The sequence below is a fragment of the Ruegeria sp. E5 genome (genome assembly GCF_056534105.1).
The window spans coordinates 1,232,283-1,249,397 of the sequence record NZ_JBQFPA010000001.1; the positions used below are offsets into that span (position 1 = coordinate 1,232,283).

Consider the following 17,115-nt stretch of genomic DNA (forward strand, 5'->3'; position numbering starts at 1 on the left):
TGCCGGCCAAACCGGCATTGAATTTCATGAAGGGGGAAGGAAGCCTCGGCGGTTTAGTACACCAAGGAAGGCAACCAGGTTGCGAGCTTCGGAAAAACCAAAAGAAGCCCGAGCATGACGAACATGGTAACAACAAATGGCAATGCGCCGCGGATCACATCCATCATCGGTCCTGCTTTCCTGATCCCTTGCACCACATAAAGGTTGATCCCTATCGGCGGTGTGATCAGAGCGGTTTCCAGAAGTACCATCAACAAGATGCCAAACCACACCGGATCAAAACCCAGCGCCACAACGATCGGGGTAACCAGCGGCGCCATGGTCAACAGCATGGACAACGTCTCCATGAAGCAGCCGATCAGGATCAGCACCGCGACGATCATCAACATGGTTTGCATTGGGCTCCAGCCCAGCCCTGTGACAAAATCGGTCAAAGCCTGGGTCAGGCCGATTATTGAAAGGACAAAGTTCAGGAACACCGCAGCTATAATGATCAGCATGATCATGGCGGTCGTGCGCATTGTGCCTTCGATTGCGTGACGCATGGTTTCCATCGACATCTTGCCGTTGAACGCCGCAAGCGCCATCGAGGCAACAACGCCCAATGCTGCGGCTTCGGTAGGCGTAGCCAGACCTGCGTAAATCGAGCCGACGACCACCATGAAGATGCCAAGAGGGGGGATCAGTGCAGGAAGCGCAGCAAGCCGCTCTGCCCAGCTGTGGCGTAATTGGTCCCCGCCCCATTCCGGCCTGATCATGCATGCCACAACGACGGTTGCCATGAACAACAGTGCCAGCAGAAATCCAGGCAGAAAGCCCGCCAGATACAGTTCCGGCACCGAAGTATTGGTCAACAAACCATATAGGATCAGGTTGATCGAAGGCGGGATGAGAATGCCGAGCGTTCCTCCGGCAGCCACAGTGCCGAGAAACAGCCGCTCGTTGTAACCCCGTTTTTTGATCTGCGGCACAGCCACCGTTCCGATGGTTGCGGCTGTGGCTACGGATGACCCAGACGTGGCCGCGAACAGGGCCGAGGATCCGATATTGGAATGCATCAACCCACCCGGCAACCATCCAAGCCATTTGACAATACCGTCGTACATCCGTTCGGTGATGCCAGCACGCAAAAGGATCTCTCCCATCATTACGAACATCGGGATTGCCACCAGCAGAAAGTCCGTGCTGGTCTGCCATGCCATATCCGATATTGCGCGGTGCAACGGCATCGGGCTGTCGGTCCATTGCAGGATCAGGCCCAGCCAACCCAACGAGGCGGCAATAGGAACGGCCAAACCGATGAGGGCAAGTAGGATCAGGAGTGTCTTGATCAGCATCGGTCTATACCGTCTCGTCTTCTATTTGTTCGTCCAGGGATTTCACGCCGATCAGGTCCTGCACTCCGGCCAGATCGCCTCGTAAGTATTGTCTGATCGCGGCCAGAGCGATCAGAACGCCCGAGCCTACAAAGAACATCCAACCCAAGAGCCACGGTATCTGGGGAATGGCCAACGGTACGCGCATCGGAGTAATCGACCGGGAACCGTTAGCCAGCGTGTCGGCCACCATACCCCACACCATCACAACGATGACCAAGGCAAATCCTGTCAAAAGCACGAGGCCAAACAGGTTGATAATTGGGTGCAGCACCTTGGGAATTGCTCCGAGCAGGGCGTCAACCCGGATATGCGCGCGTTCAAACAGCGCAAAAGACATCGCCAACGCGGTTGCCACACCGAAGGCATAGCCCGAGATTTCGTCCGCCCCGCCCAGCGAGATGTTGAAAACTTTGCGTAGAAAGACTTCGAGAGTGATGAGGAAGGCCGAAAACACGATCAGTGTACCACCCAGCCACGTCATCCAAAGGCTCAGCCTTCGCGCGCCGCCTAAGAGCTTGTCTAACATTTTGATTACCTGATGTTTTGTGGTGGGGCGGCGGGAGTTTGACCGCCCCACTGAATCGGCCGGATTACTTGGCTTCGGCTTTCAGGCCAAGGATCGGGCCAACGGTTTCATTCCAGTTTGCAGCACAATCGGCGCCGCAGCGTTCCGCCCAACGGGCCAGCACGACATCGGTCGCGATCTTGTCCCGTGCGGTCAAATCGTCTGCCGTGGGTTCGACGAGCGTCATGGATCCGGCTTCACCGATTTCACATGTGCCGCCGGTGATGCAGGAAATCGCAATATCATCTTCGGTTGCCGTCTCTGCCCACATGGAGTCCGTCAGAACCGCGAGTTCGGTTTCCAAGAGTGCCTGTTGTTCTGGCGTCAGGCTGTTCCATTTGTCCAGGTTCATGGCTCCGAATGCCAGACCCCAGCCAACACGCAAGGTATAGGCATGAGTGGCCACCTGGTTCCACTTGGCCGTATAGGCTGACATGGTGCCGGTGATCGCGCAGTCTACGACACCTTTTTCCAGCGCCGGAATAACCTCGGAGAAGGCGACAGTTACGGATGTGCCCCCGACACCTTCTACAAAATCACCCAAAGTCGTCGAGTAGACGCGGATCTTTTTGCCTTCCAGATCGGAAATTCCGTTCACTTCAGCGTTGCACCAAAGGGTTTGGCTTGGGAACGGGTACAGCATAAGCAGCTTGGCGTTGTAGATCTCTTCGAACGCCGAGGACAACGTGTCGAAATAGGCGTCGGCCACCTTACGCTGCGTGTCGATGTCCTGTGTCAAAGTGGACAGATCAGCGCCTTCGAAAATCGCATTTTCGGCGGCGACGTAGCCGGGCAAGCCAAAGGCAAAGTCGAAGACACCGTTCTTGACCATGCGCATGATCTCGAAGCCCTTTAGCCCCAAACCGGATTGCGACTGGATTTTTCCGACTATTTCGCCGCCCGATGCCTCGTTGAGCCGTTGGTTAAAGAATGGCTCTTCGTGTTTTTGGTAGTTGGTCAGGCTGGACCACGTTCCTACTGCGTTCAAAACCACGGGATTGTCGGCAAACGCTGCGGTTGTTGAGACAGCGAGCGCGCCGAGAGTTGTTGCGAGTTTCTTCATCTGGTTTCTCTCCTGTTGTATTATTTTGATTGATAGATGGGTGTTTCAGCGTCATCCGCGATGTCGGTGATCAGCATGTGCCCCGGCTTGTGCGTGATCGCGATTGAAGGTTTGGCATTCTTGATCGCAGCCTGTGGTGTGACGCCACAAGCCCAGAACATTGGCGTGGTGCCGTCTGAGACCGGAGCCGGATCGCCCCAGTCCGGGCTATTTATTTCGGCGATACCAATTTTCTCTGGCTCGCCCCAATGCACCGGCGCTCCGTGCGCCAGAGGAAATTTGCGTGAGATATAGACAACTTCGTCTACCCTGGCATCAGGGATCGCCCGCATACTGACAACCATTGGCCCCTCGAAAGGACCAGATTTGATCGTTTGGATATTGGTCACGAACATCGGCACTGTGCGGTCGTTTTCGATGTGCCAGAGCGGTACGCCGGCCTGTTGCAATGCATGTTCGAAAGTGAATGAGCACCCCAAAGCGAACGCCACAAAATCATCGCGCCACAGTTGCTTGAGATCATGAACCGTGTCGACGTGGATGCCGTCGCGATATACGTAGTAAGCCGGAGTATCGGTGCGGATATCAATATCAACTCCCAAGGTGTCCATGTTTGGATTGCCCGTATCGGAAACGCCGACAATCGGGCAGGGTTTTGGATTTCGCTGGCAGTAGCGCATGAAATCCAACGCGTAATGTTCGGGCAAAATCGCCAGATTGGCCTGCAGGGTATTCCCGCCCAATCCGGCTGTGTGACCGCGATAGGCCCGTGACCTGATCTGCGCGCGCACAGACGCTGTTGTCGCAGATTTCAACGGCTCAAACAGATCGCTCATTACGACCCTCCCTAGTTTGGAATACGTTCGTGCGACTAGGGCATAAAATCAAATTGTATTATTTTTGTCTTCTACATAATATATTTTTATACCTGTTGAAGCGCTACATCTCGGGCGATGACCGCTGCGGCCTCAAGCAGATGATTGCGCGGATCACCCAGGTAAGAGGCAGAAAATTGAAGAGGTTCGGGAACCCAGCCCGGGTCGAATTCGACCAGCTTTCCCTCTTGCACCAGCTTCTTCGCTAGCGAGATCGGCAGCGCGCCAACACATAGCCCGGCCTCGACCATCCGAAAACAAGAAGACAAAGAAGAGGACGGGAACAGGGAGATTTCGGAACCGAATCGTTCGAAAAGTGCGGCCCTCAGTTCCCGGTACGGCCGGGTGTTCTTGGCGTAGGTCGCGATTGGGATGCCAGCCAGATCGACGTTTTGCCCTAGAGTTCCGCCTGCTGCCTGAAACCAGGCCAGTGGTACATCCGGAAGCACCACGTTGTCGACCGTGTAATCTGAGACCGGCCCAAGCAGAATACCCAGATCGATTTCACGCCCCAGCAACTGATCCCGGAGGTTCAATGAAATGTCGACGCTGATCTCGATCTTGAGAGACGGGTACTTTGCTCGCAATGCGCCGACAAATTCGGGCAGCCAACTTTGAGCGATAGTCTCGGACACGCCCAGGCGGATCAACCTGTCAACGGCGCTCGTATCCACAACGTGCTCTTCGACCAGATCTGAAAGGTGCTGAAATTGCTCGGCATAGTGGACAAGCATATCGCCACGCTTGGTGAGGCGCATGCCAGCGCTTTCACGTTTGAACAACGACGTTCCCAAACCATCTTCCAAGGACTTGATGCGAGTAGTCACGGCAGGCTGCGTCAGGTTAAGTACTTCGGCTGCCTTGCTGACACTGCCGAAGCGCACAACAGAAAGAAATGTTTGTAGATGTTCGAGTTTGAGCCGAGCCAAGTTGATCGCTTTCTGCTAAGAACGGTCCTGATCTTACTATCGTATTGGCCAAGCGTTCACTCAACACAAAACGAGCAATCAAAGCCGCCTGTAAAGGCGCGGTCGAAAACAGTAAGAGTACCCGTGCCACCGGAGCGTTGTGAAAAGCATAAATAGACAACACCATAATCGTGCCCATCACGAAAGATGCTACGAGGCCTGGCAAACCTGACTTTCGGAATCGAGCGATACCGCCAAATCCAGACGTTGCAACCACAATCAAGAAAAAGAAGGCTGCGATGCCAAAACAGCGGATAATGACGATTTCCAGAGAACTGATGTGTCCCAGTCCAGCAACTAAAGCACCTGTCGGGGAGATTATCAAAGCACCCAATAGGATCAAGCCAATGCCCAGTCGCCGATTACCCAAAAGCTACTCCTTGCAATTGGCCTGAGTCCGCATCCTCGCCGCGCCTGTCAAACTTTCCATACTTCTGTCGCTGTGTCGCTGTGTTCATGGTGCAAAAGTTGGACGCTGATCGCCAATGACCATCTAGCGCTGCCCATCCAAACCAGCCGAACCTAGATCAAATGCAGCTTTGGTTCTGATAACGGCATTGAGCCCAACCAAGGAAATCAAATCAGCAGGATCCGCGGGTGTCAGTGAGCCGAGCTACGAAACTTCCCCACTATTCCTGTAGATATCAATCCATTCTTGGGTTTTTGTTGCCTCGCCCGTTATCCAATCTACAAAGCGTCGCATTTGGGGGCGCTGTGAGGTCTGCTCTCGTAGACGCATTCGAAATGGGTTCGGCGCCGAAAGCCCTTTTTCGGCCGGGTACGGAAGCACCAAGGAGCCTTTCTCTAGATCGCTCTCGATCAAAGAAACGCCACATAGCAGAAACCCCACGTCTTCTCTCACCGCTTGGAGGGCCATCTCAGCTCGCTTGAAATATGGCCCACGGTCGGCACCAGTACGGCGCATTCCGAAAGCCTGGAACCAATCACGAAATCCTGGTCTATCTTCTTTACTTCTGTGTTCTTCCAAGTGAAGAAGTGGCATCCCCTCCATTTCGTGTTCGGTGTCGTAGTCGGCAATTCTGCGTAAGTTGTCTGGGCTGCAAATTGGGACTAGGTAATCTGAGAAAAGGAGCTCACCTTTTTCCTTCCCACCATACTCAACCCGAATGTCTGGCGCACCAAGCCGCATCGGAACATCGCCCGCGCCATTGATGCAAAAGAGAATATTAGGATAACTCCTTCGAAAATCTGGCAACCGAGGCACCAGCCATAACTCTGACCAATCCGGGTCGGCGACGATGTGAATCTCGCTGACTCGCTGAAAATCAAGCGTGGCAGATACGCGATCTAGGGCTGAAAAAGCAGTTCGGAGATCTGTCAGTGCTTCCGCCAATTCGGGGGTGGGATGCAAACCGGACCTTCCACGAACCAAGAGGTCCGTCCCGAGGTAGTCTTCCAAGGCACGAATCCTCTGACCGACTGCAGCTGGTGTGATACCCAGATCGCTTGCGGCTGCTTTCAGCGAACCGGCACGAAGGGCGACCTCGATGGCTTGAAGAGACTTTAGATGCGTAGCCATGTGATTTTGGTAAAGATTTTCTTTCGATCACGCAATATTCCGCACTATGGAGGCAGATTTTCTTTAGTACGGCAAAGAAAATTTAGTTCGGATATTCGAAGTCTGAGTGCCACAATCTCTGTACCCGACAAAACAGAGGATCAGCTATGCTAAAGAGATTTGTAATCGAACGGGACATTCCTGGCATCGGGGAGTTTTCTTTGACCGAGCTTTGTGCGGCTTCGCGCGCCTCAAATAAAGCCCTCGCCGACGTGGGTCCCGCAATTCAATGGCAACATTCCTATGTCGCCGGCGACAAGACTTTTTGCATCTACCTAGCCGAAAGTGAGGCCGAGATTCAGAAACATTCTGAATTGTCTGGGATTCCAGTCGGAAAGATAACCGAAGTTGCCCAAATAATTGATCCGCTCACAGCGAACAACTGACAAAGAGACACTAAAGCGGCGACCACCTGTAATTGGTTGCCGCTCGTGTTTTTCCAATCTGTACATTTAACAATTGGCCCGGCCCACCAAATCTCCGATTTCTCTAACGCCCCGATATTTGCCATCGACGAAATGGAGCAGGTGCAGCGAATGGCAGCGGAGAGGGCTGCGAACGCAGCATTTTGACGTTATGGCAATTGTATGGAATGGATCGCTAGCTTGATTTTGTTGAATCTGCTTTCTGCATAGCCCTTAAACTGGATCAAAAACGACAACGCGAATGACCATCAGACTTTTTGAAGGTCTGCTTTATTGAGAATGGGATCGTGCCTTCGCATTTGCAGCGAAGGTCGGCTTCCCGCCCTTCGGGCCCAATGACTGAGGTTTCGTAGGACGGTTCAAGGCCGACTACCAGCCTCGAACTTTGATTCCTGTTCTACCGCCGTCTGATCCGCTCGCGACGGCGCTCGCGACGTTCGATGTTTATCTGATGATCATGGCCCAGCGCCCGATAGAACCCCACTCCCTTGGACCAGTTCAAAAAGTGGGCAAAGCTGTCGACCTGATCGTCATTGCGACCGCGTGGAAAGGACTGCAATTCGCGTTTGAACGTCGCCAGCCAGAGCGCGTCCGCAGGCAGGTACACCTTGCCCTCTTCGACAGGACCGCACGCGGACTGGAACCGGGTTTCCTTGTCCTTGTCAGGTCTAATGCGTTCATAGCGCCGACGGTCATCACGAAACAATTCGTCCAGAAGCGGTTTGCCGGAGGCCGCATCTTCGATCAGAACTCGATCCGGATCCCAACGACCGACAAGCTGCAGTGCCTTGGCTTTCAGGTCTGGGTAGTCCACCTGCCCACGCCAGACGTCGAGAAGGTACCACGCGTTTTCTCGGAACCCCCAGGTCGTACAGGCCGAGAAGTCGGATCGCGGATCCGCAGACATGCCCGTATCCCAGCTTTGAACAACCAGTTGGAACCAGCGACGATCTTCGACGGTCTCATAGGTGCCGAACCACTCCCAGCGCAGCGGCGAGCCATCTGGCGCAATCGGGTTCTGCTGATACTGGCAATTGAACACAGCTGCGCCCATTTCACGACGTTTTGTATCCAGCGTGTTCTGATCCAAACGGGACGGGCACAGGAGATCACCCGGTTTGCGGCACATGACCCTTCCACGCCCGAGAGGCACCTTCTCATGTTCTTCGGCGATGGCAGGCAGATTCAGGTGCCGATAGGTCCCACGTTCAAGCAGATAACCCGGCGGATCCATCTCGTGCAGCCGTTGTGCAACCATGACCACGCGCCCTTCGGCCGGGTTGTCGAAGCGCGACAGCAAGGTCCCCTCAATGAACTCCTGTGCCTTGACCAGCTCGGCCTCGGAGCCCGCATCTCCAGCTTTCAGCAGGTCATCGATGATGATGTAATCAGCGCCATGACCGGTGACAGAACTTCCGATGGAGACAGCCTTACGGCTGCCTCCCTTTGTGGTGCGGATTTCTTCTGAGGTGTTGCCCTTTTTAGCCAAGACCGTTTCAGGGAACATTTCCCGGTACCAGCGCGCAGACATGATCCGACGACAATCCTCGGAATGTTTACGCGCCAGATCCAGCCCGTAGCTGGCAACAATGATTTTGGCGCTCGGTGAGTGCCCAAGAAGATAAGCGACATATGCAACGGCAACGGTGACCGATTTCAGGCACCGCGGCGGAATGTTGATGATCAATCGCTTGTTCTCGCCGATGCGTACGTTGTCCAACTCATGGCACATAGCACGCACATGCCAGGCCGGATCAAAGCCGCGGTCAGTCCCCTGGTGCAGCGTGCCAAACACACGCCACACGAAGGGAAAGAAATTATCCCGGCAAACCTCGCGAGCGACCTGCCGGACCATTTTGGGATCAGGAGCTGACATCATCCACCTCCCCATCTTCAGGACCGCCGTCACCATCCGGGTGACTGGAAAAGAAATCCCGGAGGATGTCGTAGTCGACAGCGTCCGGCTCAACCGCAGGGACGCTTTCTTGCGCGTCCATGTCGCTTGTGTTGAACAGATCTGTGTCCAGCTTCAGCAGCGCCATCAACAATTTCGTGTCGCCCTTCAACGCGCCAGCCGTGAGCCGCTTGGCAATTGCCTCCGCCTTGGAAATCCGGATTTCGTGGCTGCCTTCGCGAACCGTAATCTTGGTTTCCAATTCGCGTTTCAAGCTGGCATTCACGCCTTTGGCACCTTTCGGCCGCCCTTTCGGATTGCCAGATCGGCCTTTCTTGAATTGGGTCGCTTTGGGCGGTTTGCCGTAACCAACCTCGTAGTCTTTCGTATCGTCAGACATGGCCCACCTCCTGTTCTGAAGTGGTATCGTTGGCCGCGGAACGCGCATCGAACGTCTGGCCTGTGACCGAATGCACTGCGCTCTCACCGGTCATCTTCTGCCAACGGCGGATGGCGACATCGACATAGGCCGGGTCGAGCTCAATAAGCCGCGCCCGGCGTCCTGTTTTCTCTGCTGCCAGCAAGGTTGCACCGGACCCTCCAAAGGCGTCCAAAACAACATCGCCGCGGTGGCTCACATCCATGATGGCATCTGCAACCAGGGCTGTAGGCTTCACCGTGGGATGATCAGCGAGATCCGCCTCACGCCCTGCCCCAAAGCTGTTTACACCAGCATAATCCCAAACATTCGTTCGGTTGCGCCCGTGTTTACCCAGTTCGACATTGTTGATATGCGGCGCACCGGGCTTCTTAAAGATGCAAACCAGCTCGTGCTTGGACCGATATAGGCTGCCCATGCCTCCGTTGGATTTATTCCAGACACACAAATTGATGAGATCGAAACCGCCCGCCTTTCCTGTGGCGATCAGCTCTTCAACGTGACGCCAGTCCATGCAGATCATCGCGATGCCCCCGCCCGGCAAGCAGTCAAACAGCCGTTGTTCACGTCCGAGAGAAAGCCACGGAACTCGCTGTCCGACATTTCTCCCGACGCCATGGCAAATTCGCGATGATCGCCGCCGGTGCCGCAACGGACATGCCCATTGACAGATACGTTATAAGGAGGATCGGTGAACACCATCTGCGGGCTCTCGCCATCCAGCAAGGTGTCATAGCTCTGGGCTTGCAAGGAATCCCCACAGAAGATGCGGTGATCTCCAAGAATCCAGAGGTCGCCCGGCTGCGTAATTGCCGGTACTGCAGGGTTCGGCGTCTCAACAGATTCCGCTTCAGTCTTTGCGGCCACGTCCGCGCCATCGATGATGATGTCAATCTCCGGCGTTTCGAACCCGGTGATTTCGAGATCGTAGTCCAACTCGCCATCAAGGCTGAGATCCATCAATTCGGCAAACTCAATCTGGAGGGCCGCTTCGTTCCAGTCCGACAATTCCGCCAGCTTGTTATCCGCAATGCGCAGAGCACGGACTTCTGCATCTGACAGGTGACCCGCGACAACAGTCGGAACGGACATCAACCCCAGGGCCTTGGCGGCCTCATAACGGCCATGGCCCGCGATGATTGTGCCCGAACCATCCAACAGGATCGGGGTGACAAAGCCAAATTTGGCCACCGACGCTTTGAGCCTGTCGATATTCTTGGCCGCGTGCACGCGGTTGTTGTTGGCGTAGGGCTTGATCTGGCTGATCTGAGATTGGACGACTTTGTCCGCCATCCAGATCGGCGTGTTGGACGCCTTGGCGTCGCTGTGTGTTTTTTTGGCAGACATAGCCGCCTCCTTTCGTTTGACGCTCGTTAGCGTCGACAAGAAAGGATCGTGTTGGGAATTCGGAGAGAGCACGACTAGCAACTCTCCGGACCAATCGATCCGGTTCGTTGCCCCTTCGAATGCTCTCGGTCTTATCCGCTTCAAAAATGCGGCGCCGAATGCTGCCTGGGAGATGTATTCACCTCCCCGTGGGACCTTGTCCCTTGCAGGGCTGGCTAGAATTTATGCACGGGCTTTTGTAATTGCAACTCCTAAATCCAAAAGTAACCAATTAAGATTGTTGATGAATAATCGGTGGTACGGCAGCAGCGCCCTACAAAACGCACCCCTCTTGGGATTGCCCCAGAAATAACTGGACTGTTGTTGCGAACCACGCATCACTGGCTCTACGCCCGAGCCATTCGGGCGCTCCTCGGTACCGGGGTTAGGCATTCCGCCAGCCCCAGATCAGAGGAGACAATACATGTCCAAATCCAAACAAACCAAAATTGACAAGGTGCAAGCTTTGGTGCGTCGCCCGAGTGGCGCCAGCCTGGAAGCGCTCTGCAAAGCAACGGGGTGGCAGCCTCATTCGGTCCGAGCGGCTCTAAGCGGTCTGCGGAAGAAAGGCGTCACAATTGAACGACGGACATCCGACAAACCACATGGTTCTTCCACATATCACCTGACGGTGGGAACAGGAGAAGAGTCGTGACCAAGACGAGCGATGTCGCCGATCTGGCCGCCATGGGTCGATCGGATCTGGTCACGATTTGGCAACAACTGTTTGATCAACCCGCCCCCGCCATGCTCAGCCAACCCTTCCTGCGCCGTTTTATCGCCTTTGAGATGCAGTCCCGCAATCGTGGCGGGCTGTCGCGGCAGGTGAAAGCCGCGCTGGGAAAGGGCTCTGAGAAGAAACCCCGGCCTACATGCCCTGCGCTAAAACCCGGCGGGCGCCTGCTACGCGAGTGGAATGGCGTAACCCATGTGGTCGATGTGACAGGGGACGGATTTGTGTGGAAGGGACGATCTTACCGTTCGCTCTCAGCCATCGCTCGGGAGATTACCGGCGCGCATTGGTCGGGACCGCGCTTCTTCGGACTCAACGTAAAGGTGGCAAAATGAGCCCGCGACGCAGAATCCGGTGCACGATCTACACGCGCAAGTCATCTGACGAGGGGCTGGATCAGGACTTCAATTCCCTGGACGCGCAATATGAGGCCTGCGCGGCCTATGTCGCCAGCCAGCGACATGAAGGCTGGACCTTATTGCCAGTCCGCTACGATGACGGTGGCCTGTCGGGCGGCACCCTAGAGCGCCCTGCCCTTCAGCGTCTTCTTGAAGAGATCGATGCCGGGCGTATCGACATGGTTGTGGTTTACAAGATCGACCGGCTGACCCGATCGCTCGCCGATTTCTCCAAGCTGGTCGAACGGTTGGAAAAGGCGAACTGTTCTTTTGTCTCGGTTACACAGGCCTTCAACACCTCATCGTCCATGGGCCGGCTGACCCTCAATGTGCTGTTGTCCTTTGCCCAGTTCGAACGGGAAGTCACTGCGGAACGTATTCGTGACAAGATTGCCGCCTCCAAGAAAAAAGGGCTCTGGATGGGTGGTAACCTGCCCCTTGGTTATGACCGCCACCCCGATCCGAAGGTAAGAACGCTGGTGGTGAATGAGAAGGAGGCCGGAACCGTCCGGCTTCTCTTTGGTCTTTATGGGGAACTGGGGTGCCTGCGCAAAGTAGAAGAACGGGCAACAGCAGAACGGTTGCGGTCTAAACGGGTAGTTCGGGAAGATGGAAGCGTGAAGGGAGATTGTCCGCTGTCACGCGGCCAGATCTACTATCTGCTGCGCAACCCGGTCTATCTCGGTAAAATCCGCCACAAGGATAAGATCTGGAACGGACAACATCCGGCGATCATCGACCAGGACATCTGGGACCGGGTGCAGGAGAAAATGCGCCAAGCGTCGCGGCGATCCCGTGCAGACCCTACACCCAATGAGCGCCAACGTACCAATGACCCCGGCGCCTGGCTTACGGGTCGTCTGAGGGATAAGACAGGTGATCGGTTGACGCCAACCCACACCACGCGCAAAGGCAGACGGTTGCGCTACTACATCTCCAATAGATTGATCTCGGGCGGCAAGGATACTTCCGGCTGGCGACTGCCCGGACCGGCGCTGGAAAACGCGGTCATTGATGTCATCGTCAGACGTCTGCAAGACGCCGCCGTCGCGCATCAGGTACTGGCGCAGCCGGAGGCCGGGTCAACGGAGGCAGTTCAGACTTCAGCTGCGGATTTAGTAACTCGGCTTCGAGGCCAAGGCGCTCAGGTCGGTGCTGATATTCTGGCCAACGGCAGAATTGCACGCGGACAGATCGACCTCGAATTGAACCCTAAAACTCTGGCAAGCGCACTTGGCATCGCGGCCGATCATCTGAACCCGGATCTCACACACATCACCTCATCCTTCGATCTGCGACGACGCGGCGTCGAGGCCAAGGTCATCGCTGGAGACATGGCACCCCAACCCGATCCCCACCTCCGGTCCATGCTGATCCGCGCTCATGGCTGGGCGCGTGATCTAAAAGCCGGCGTTCAACTGATGGAAATTGCCCGCCGCGAAAACCTCCCCGGCGCCTTCATCCGTACCCGTGCTCAGCTCGCGTTTCTCTCACCGAAGATTCAGGCCGCGATTCTCGACGGCACCCAGCCGCCTGAACTTACACTCAAGCGTCTGGTCAGCGTGATCCACCCACTTGATTGGGCCGAACAGGAAAACCTGTTCGGTTTTTGATAACTCCAGTCCTGCTTCCCTGATACAGGGTTCGCCCTCCCTGATCCGTCGGCACAATTCCCTGTACCCGCGAGAAAATTCCCTGTTCCACTTTTTAGGGAATTTGCAGCATAAACCTCTGAAAAACATCCAGTTCTGACATGAGAAATGACGGAAATCAGTCCCTGTTTCACGAAAATTCCCTGTAAATTGCCGCTTATCAGGGAAACCCGGTCCAAAGCGACCCCGCCAAAATGCGTCACTGAGATTTGGGCCTTGAATTGTGCTCCGAGTGTACGGTTTGCTTCGTCTCTGATTGAAAGCGCACGCGCCAACGCGCGGGAATTGCGGCACAATTCCGGGTCAGAAAGTAAAATTGAAGTGAGACAGGTATGAGTGGCGGGGAGACAGGGATTCGAACCCTGGGAACGCTCTCACGTTCAACGGTTTTCAAGACCGCCGCATTCGACCACTCTGCCACCTCCCCGCGTGAGGCTGGGTCTATGACGAGTTGAGCGCGGAGGCAAGCCATAAAGCGGGAAATCTTGCCGAAGCGAATGTAGCAGTCTTTCCATGGCCCGATGCCCGCGCTATGATCTGCGGGAAAGACCGCACAAGACTGGCAACAAGAACCAGCAATGACGCGGTGGGGCGCGGCCGGAATGGCCTTGTCAGGCAAGGGATTGAGAAAATGGAGCGAGCTACGGGCACACGCTTTGGGCCACAACGGCTGGCAATTTTGGTCGTGACCATGGCAGCATTGGCTGGATGCGAAGAAGGGCTACTTACTACAGAGGACCCGCCTGAGGATACGGCCGCCGAAGATGCGGACAACACAAACCGGTTCGAACTGTTCCCCGAGGCTGCCGCGACCAATCAGCGCGATGTTGAAGCCCCCGAGGTTTTTCAGGTCACCGAAGCAGGGTTGTGGGACGGGCGGCCATCGCTGGGTGGTATCTGGGTGGCGCATCCCAATGTGACTCAACCCGAACGGGTGCTGATTAAGAATACAGCCAACAACAAATCGGTAACGGGTGCACTGTTCCGCCGTGAGCGGAATTTGCCGGGACCCGCGCTGCAGGTCTCGTCATCCGCTGCCGAGCAATTGGGAATGCTGGCTGGTGCTCCAACCAGGGTGCAGGTTGTCGCGTTGCGACGTGAGGCTATTGAAGAACCCCCTGCACCTGTCGCCGCGGAACCTGCCGAAGAGACAGATAGTGCAGAGAGTTCGGAAACAACCGACACCGCAGAAGCGTCAGAAACGGGCGCTGCTGAAAAGCCTCAAAAGCGGAAATGGTGGCAGAAAAAGCCAAGCACCGAAGCAGCGACCGGAGCTGCGGTCGTTGCCGGGGCTGCCGTTGTTGCATCGTCGGATGAAGATGCGCCCAGTGCAGAAGCCCCGACCAATGCAGAAGCACCGACCAGTGAATTGGCCGCGAATGAGGCCCCAGCCCCAGAGAAACCGGCCAAACGCAAATGGTGGCAGAAAAAGCCAAGCGACGAGACTGCAGTCGCTGCAGCTGGCGCAGCAACCGCAGCGGCTGCCGAGACCGAATCCCCTTCGTCAGAAACACAGACGGCAGCATTGTCGGATCCCGAACTGACGGCACCGGCTGAAAAACCGGCCAAGCGCAAGTGGTGGCAAAAGAAAGACCCTAACGCAATCACCGAAACGCCTCTGGACCCGATTGCCGGAGCGGCAGCGGCCATCGAGGCCTCTGAACCAACGGCGGCGGCACCAGCGACGGCGAGTGCTGCGACGACAAGTGGGTTGGCAAAACCTTTTGTTCAGGCGGGCACCTTCAGCGTAGAATCCAACGCCAAGAGCGCGGTGGACAAGATCCGGCGCAATGGCATGGCCGCCGAAGTCATGGAACTGAAAAGCGAGGACAAGTCGGTCTGGCGCGTTTTGGTTGGACCCGTTGCAACCCGCGCGGAACGTCGGGCGATGTTGAACGATGTGAAAGACCTTGGGTTTACCGATGCTTTCACGGCAAAGAACTGATCAAACAGGAGGCCCATGATGCTTTCCGCTTTGCGATCCACCACACTGGCCCTCGGGTTGGCGCTGTTGACACTGCCTGCCCATGCCTTCGACACCACCGCGCGTGCGGCTTATGTGATGGACCAGAAAACCGGTACTGTGCTGTTGTCTAAAGACGCCGATCAGCCTCTGCCTCCAGCGTCCATGTCGAAGCTCATGACGCTTTATGTGGCGTTTGAAGCCTTGCGCGATGGCCGTTTGACGCTGGACGAAACTTTGCCCGTCTCGGAACATGCAATGAGCTATGGCGGCTCGACCATGTTCCTGAACACGCAGGATCGTGTCCGGGTCGAGGATCTTTTGCGCGGGATCATCGTGCTTTCGGGCAATGACGCCTGTGTCGTGATCGCCGAAGCGCTCAGCCCCGACGGAAGCGAAGCCGGATTCGCCCGTTTCATGACTCAGCGGGCGCAGCAGATGGGCATGAACAACTCGAACTTTGCCAATTCCAACGGCTGGCCTGCTGCTGGGCACATGATGTCAGTGCACGATCTGGCAGTTCTGGCCGACCGGCTGATCACCGATTTCCCCGAGTACTATCCGCTGTTTGCCGAAGAAGAGTTCGAATTCGATGGCCGAGCGCCCTCGAACGCGCGAAACCGCAATCCGCTGCTGAAGCTTGATATCGGGGCCGATGGCCTCAAGACTGGCCATACCCAAGAGGCAGGATATGGTTTGGTCGGTTCTGCCAAACAAGGCGACCGACGGGTTGTCTTTGTACTTTCAGGGCTCGACAGCACTGCCAAGCGCGCAGAGGAGGCTGAGGCCGTGGTTAACTGGTCGTTTCGAAATTTTGTCGAGAGGACAGTTGCCAAATCAGAAGAACCGGTAGCCCAGGCCAAGCTTTGGATGGGGGCGGAAAAGACTGTGGGATTGGTGCCCGAGGGTGATCTGACCCTGCTGTTCCCCGTTTTGGGCGACAAGGACATCAAGGCCGAGGTTGTCTATGACGGCCCTATCAACGCACCCGTCAGCAAAGGCCAGCAATTGGCCGAGCTTGTGATCCAACCCGAGGGATTGCCCGAAATCCGCCGCCCGCTGGTTGCGGAAAAGGATGTTCCCTTGGGCGGGTTTGTCGTGCGTATGTTGACCGTGGGTGGCATCGTTCTGAAAGAAGTGATCAACACTCCGCTGGAGCAAATGTGACAGCGCGCGGAACGTTTCTGACCTTCGAAGGCATTGACGGATCAGGCAAGTCCACGCAGGCGCGCCTGCTGGCCGAGCACTTGCGGCATCAAGGCCGCGACGTCGTTCTGACGCGCGAGCCCGGCGGATCGGACGGGGCAGAAGAAATTCGCAGCCTTGTGCTGCAGGGTGATCCGGACCGCTGGTCGGCCGAGACCGAGATCCTGCTGTTCACCGCTGCCCGGCGCGATCATCTTGAGCGCACGATTGAACCCGCGTTGGCAGAGGGCAAGGTTGTGATCTGCGATCGCTTTGCCGACAGTACCCGGATGTATCAAGGTCTGTCGCGCGGCGATCTGCGGGGTTTGGTGGATCAGTTGCACAGCTTGATGATCCGGCGAGAGCCAGATATGACCTTGCTGATCGATATGGACCCGGAAACCGGCCTGTTGCGCGCCAAAGGTCGACAGGGCACCGAAGAACGGTTCGAAGATTTCGGTTTGGAGCTTCAACAACAGATGCGGGCAGGTTTTCTGGGTCTGGCCCATGAATTCTCTGACCGTTTCCACGTGGTCGACGGCAATCGGGACATGGACAGCGTTGCGCGGGATGTGACAGATATTGTCATGACGTCCCTGCAATTGAGCTGA

The 17,115-nt window shown here is 56.0% G+C and carries 18 protein-coding genes and 1 tRNA gene; 7 read left to right on the forward strand and 12 right to left on the reverse strand.

The features are described 5' to 3' along the window. Positions 1-53: 53 nt before the first annotated feature. The 7 genes from ACR0BI_RS06215 to ACR0BI_RS06245 form a co-directional block, all read right to left on the reverse strand. Positions 54-1,337 carry a TRAP transporter large permease gene (locus ACR0BI_RS06215; RefSeq protein ID WP_010441863.1) on the reverse strand — a complete coding sequence of 428 codons (1,284 nt, stop codon included), beginning with the start codon at positions 1,335-1,337 and terminating at the stop codon, positions 54-56. 4 nt (positions 1,338-1,341) lie between these two features. Further along, a complete protein-coding gene (locus ACR0BI_RS06220; protein ID WP_480439428.1) occupies positions 1,342-1,905 on the reverse strand; it encodes a TRAP transporter small permease subunit in 564 nt (187 codons plus the stop codon). Positions 1,906-1,969: 64 nt separating this feature from the next. Further along, the gene (locus tag ACR0BI_RS06225; protein ID WP_170511034.1) at positions 1,970-3,007 is read right to left on the reverse strand and encodes a TRAP transporter substrate-binding protein; all 1,038 of its coding nucleotides are present in this window, start codon (positions 3,005-3,007) and stop codon (positions 1,970-1,972) included. Between the two features lie 20 nt (positions 3,008-3,027). Beyond that, complete coding sequence (locus tag ACR0BI_RS06230; RefSeq protein WP_480561241.1) at positions 3,028-3,843, reverse strand: putative hydro-lyase; 816 nt, start codon at positions 3,841-3,843, stop codon at positions 3,028-3,030. Between the two features lie 86 nt (positions 3,844-3,929). Continuing rightward, positions 3,930-4,766, reverse strand: a complete 837-nt coding sequence (locus tag ACR0BI_RS06235; protein WP_480561240.1) for a LysR family transcriptional regulator — start codon at positions 4,764-4,766, stop codon at positions 3,930-3,932. Continuing rightward, entirely contained in the window at positions 4,726-5,220 is a 495-nt protein-coding gene (locus ACR0BI_RS06240; protein WP_480561239.1) for an EamA family transporter, read from the reverse strand. Before ACR0BI_RS06240 ends, ACR0BI_RS06235 begins: the two co-directional genes overlap by 41 nt. 243 nt (positions 5,221-5,463) lie before the next feature. After that, the gene (locus ACR0BI_RS06245; RefSeq protein WP_480561238.1) at positions 5,464-6,390 is read right to left on the reverse strand and encodes a LysR substrate-binding domain-containing protein; all 927 of its coding nucleotides are present in this window, start codon (positions 6,388-6,390) and stop codon (positions 5,464-5,466) included. Positions 6,391-6,536: 146 nt separating this feature from the next. Here ACR0BI_RS06245 and ACR0BI_RS06250 point away from each other — a divergent pair, with 146 nt between their 5' ends. Further along, positions 6,537-6,815 (forward strand): DUF4242 domain-containing protein, encoded by a 279-nt coding sequence (locus ACR0BI_RS06250; protein WP_480561237.1) that lies wholly within the window; start codon positions 6,537-6,539, stop codon positions 6,813-6,815. A gap of 436 nt (positions 6,816-7,251) precedes the next feature. Here ACR0BI_RS06250 and terL read toward each other — a convergent pair whose 3' ends face one another. Genes terL through ACR0BI_RS06270 form a run of 4 tightly spaced genes read right to left on the reverse strand, consistent with a single transcriptional unit; the run spans position 7,252 to position 10,534 of the window. Next, positions 7,252-8,730 carry a phage terminase large subunit gene (gene terL / locus ACR0BI_RS06255; protein ID WP_480561236.1) on the reverse strand — a complete coding sequence of 493 codons (1,479 nt, stop codon included), beginning with the start codon at positions 8,728-8,730 and terminating at the stop codon, positions 7,252-7,254. After that, a complete protein-coding gene (locus ACR0BI_RS06260) occupies positions 8,717-9,148 on the reverse strand; it encodes a DUF5681 domain-containing protein (protein ID WP_480561235.1) in 432 nt (143 codons plus the stop codon). The genes terL and ACR0BI_RS06260 overlap by 14 nt, the downstream gene beginning before the upstream one ends. After that, entirely contained in the window at positions 9,141-9,701 is a 561-nt protein-coding gene (locus ACR0BI_RS06265; protein ID WP_480561234.1) for a DNA-methyltransferase, read from the reverse strand. Before ACR0BI_RS06265 ends, ACR0BI_RS06260 begins: the two co-directional genes overlap by 8 nt. Before the next feature lie 5 nt (positions 9,702-9,706). Beyond that, a complete protein-coding gene (locus ACR0BI_RS06270) occupies positions 9,707-10,534 on the reverse strand; it encodes a ParB/Srx family N-terminal domain-containing protein (RefSeq protein WP_480561233.1) in 828 nt (275 codons plus the stop codon). 463 nt (positions 10,535-10,997) lie between these two features. Between ACR0BI_RS06270 and ACR0BI_RS06275 the strand changes: the two genes are divergently transcribed. The 3 genes from ACR0BI_RS06275 to ACR0BI_RS06285 are packed head-to-tail and all read left to right on the forward strand — an operon-like array spanning position 10,998 to position 13,317. Next, entirely contained in the window at positions 10,998-11,228 is a 231-nt protein-coding gene (locus tag ACR0BI_RS06275) for a DUF3489 domain-containing protein (RefSeq protein ID WP_480561232.1), read from the forward strand. After that, the gene (locus ACR0BI_RS06280) at positions 11,225-11,641 is read left to right on the forward strand and encodes a DUF2924 domain-containing protein (protein ID WP_480561231.1); all 417 of its coding nucleotides are present in this window, start codon (positions 11,225-11,227) and stop codon (positions 11,639-11,641) included. The genes ACR0BI_RS06275 and ACR0BI_RS06280 overlap by 4 nt, the downstream gene beginning before the upstream one ends. Next, on the forward strand, positions 11,638-13,317 hold the full coding sequence (locus ACR0BI_RS06285; protein WP_480561230.1) for a recombinase family protein: 1,680 nt from the start codon (positions 11,638-11,640) through the stop codon (positions 13,315-13,317). Before ACR0BI_RS06280 ends, ACR0BI_RS06285 begins: the two co-directional genes overlap by 4 nt. A 376-nt stretch (positions 13,318-13,693) precedes the next feature. Here ACR0BI_RS06285 and ACR0BI_RS06290 read toward each other — a convergent pair. Then, a tRNA-Ser gene (locus tag ACR0BI_RS06290) sits at positions 13,694-13,783 on the reverse strand. Between the two features lie 204 nt (positions 13,784-13,987). Here ACR0BI_RS06290 and ACR0BI_RS06295 point away from each other — a divergent pair. The 3 genes from ACR0BI_RS06295 to tmk are packed head-to-tail and all read left to right on the forward strand — an operon-like array spanning position 13,988 to position 17,115. Next, positions 13,988-15,301, forward strand: coding sequence for an SPOR domain-containing protein (locus tag ACR0BI_RS06295; RefSeq protein ID WP_480561229.1), 1,314 nt, complete (start codon positions 13,988-13,990; stop codon positions 15,299-15,301). 18 nt (positions 15,302-15,319) lie between these two features. Next, positions 15,320-16,486 (forward strand): D-alanyl-D-alanine carboxypeptidase family protein, encoded by a 1,167-nt coding sequence (locus ACR0BI_RS06300; protein WP_170424071.1) that lies wholly within the window; start codon positions 15,320-15,322, stop codon positions 16,484-16,486. Further along, positions 16,483-17,115 (forward strand): dTMP kinase, encoded by a 633-nt coding sequence (gene tmk, locus ACR0BI_RS06305; RefSeq protein WP_170663793.1) that lies wholly within the window; start codon positions 16,483-16,485, stop codon positions 17,113-17,115. The genes ACR0BI_RS06300 and tmk overlap by 4 nt, the downstream gene beginning before the upstream one ends.

Excerpts from the sequence above, each read along its gene's own strand:
- ACR0BI_RS06215 (WP_010441863.1), bottom strand. The coding sequence starts at position 1,337 with ATGCTGATCAAGACACTCCTGATCCTACTTGCCCTCATCGGTTTGGCC.
- ACR0BI_RS06220 (WP_480439428.1), bottom strand. The coding sequence starts at position 1,905 with ATGTTAGACAAGCTCTTAGGCGGCGCGCGAAGGCTGAGCCTTTGGATG.
- ACR0BI_RS06225 (WP_170511034.1), bottom strand. The coding sequence starts at position 3,007 with ATGAAGAAACTCGCAACAACTCTCGGCGCGCTCGCTGTCTCAACAACC.
- ACR0BI_RS06230 (WP_480561241.1), bottom strand. The coding sequence starts at position 3,843 with ATGAGCGATCTGTTTGAGCCGTTGAAATCTGCGACAACAGCGTCTGTG.
- ACR0BI_RS06245 (WP_480561238.1), bottom strand. The coding sequence starts at position 6,390 with ATGGCTACGCATCTAAAGTCTCTTCAAGCCATCGAGGTCGCCCTTCGT.
- ACR0BI_RS06250 (WP_480561237.1), top strand. The coding sequence starts at position 6,537 with ATGCTAAAGAGATTTGTAATCGAACGGGACATTCCTGGCATCGGGGAG.
- terL (WP_480561236.1), bottom strand. The coding sequence starts at position 8,730 with ATGTCAGCTCCTGATCCCAAAATGGTCCGGCAGGTCGCTCGCGAGGTT.
- ACR0BI_RS06260 (WP_480561235.1), bottom strand. The coding sequence starts at position 9,148 with ATGTCTGACGATACGAAAGACTACGAGGTTGGTTACGGCAAACCGCCC.
- ACR0BI_RS06265 (WP_480561234.1), bottom strand. The coding sequence starts at position 9,701 with ATGGACTGGCGTCACGTTGAAGAGCTGATCGCCACAGGAAAGGCGGGC.
- ACR0BI_RS06270 (WP_480561233.1), bottom strand. The coding sequence starts at position 10,534 with ATGTCTGCCAAAAAAACACACAGCGACGCCAAGGCGTCCAACACGCCG.
- ACR0BI_RS06275 (WP_480561232.1), top strand. The coding sequence starts at position 10,998 with ATGTCCAAATCCAAACAAACCAAAATTGACAAGGTGCAAGCTTTGGTG.
- ACR0BI_RS06285 (WP_480561230.1), top strand. The coding sequence starts at position 11,638 with ATGAGCCCGCGACGCAGAATCCGGTGCACGATCTACACGCGCAAGTCA.
- ACR0BI_RS06295 (WP_480561229.1), top strand. The coding sequence starts at position 13,988 with ATGGAGCGAGCTACGGGCACACGCTTTGGGCCACAACGGCTGGCAATT.
- ACR0BI_RS06300 (WP_170424071.1), top strand. The coding sequence starts at position 15,320 with ATGCTTTCCGCTTTGCGATCCACCACACTGGCCCTCGGGTTGGCGCTG.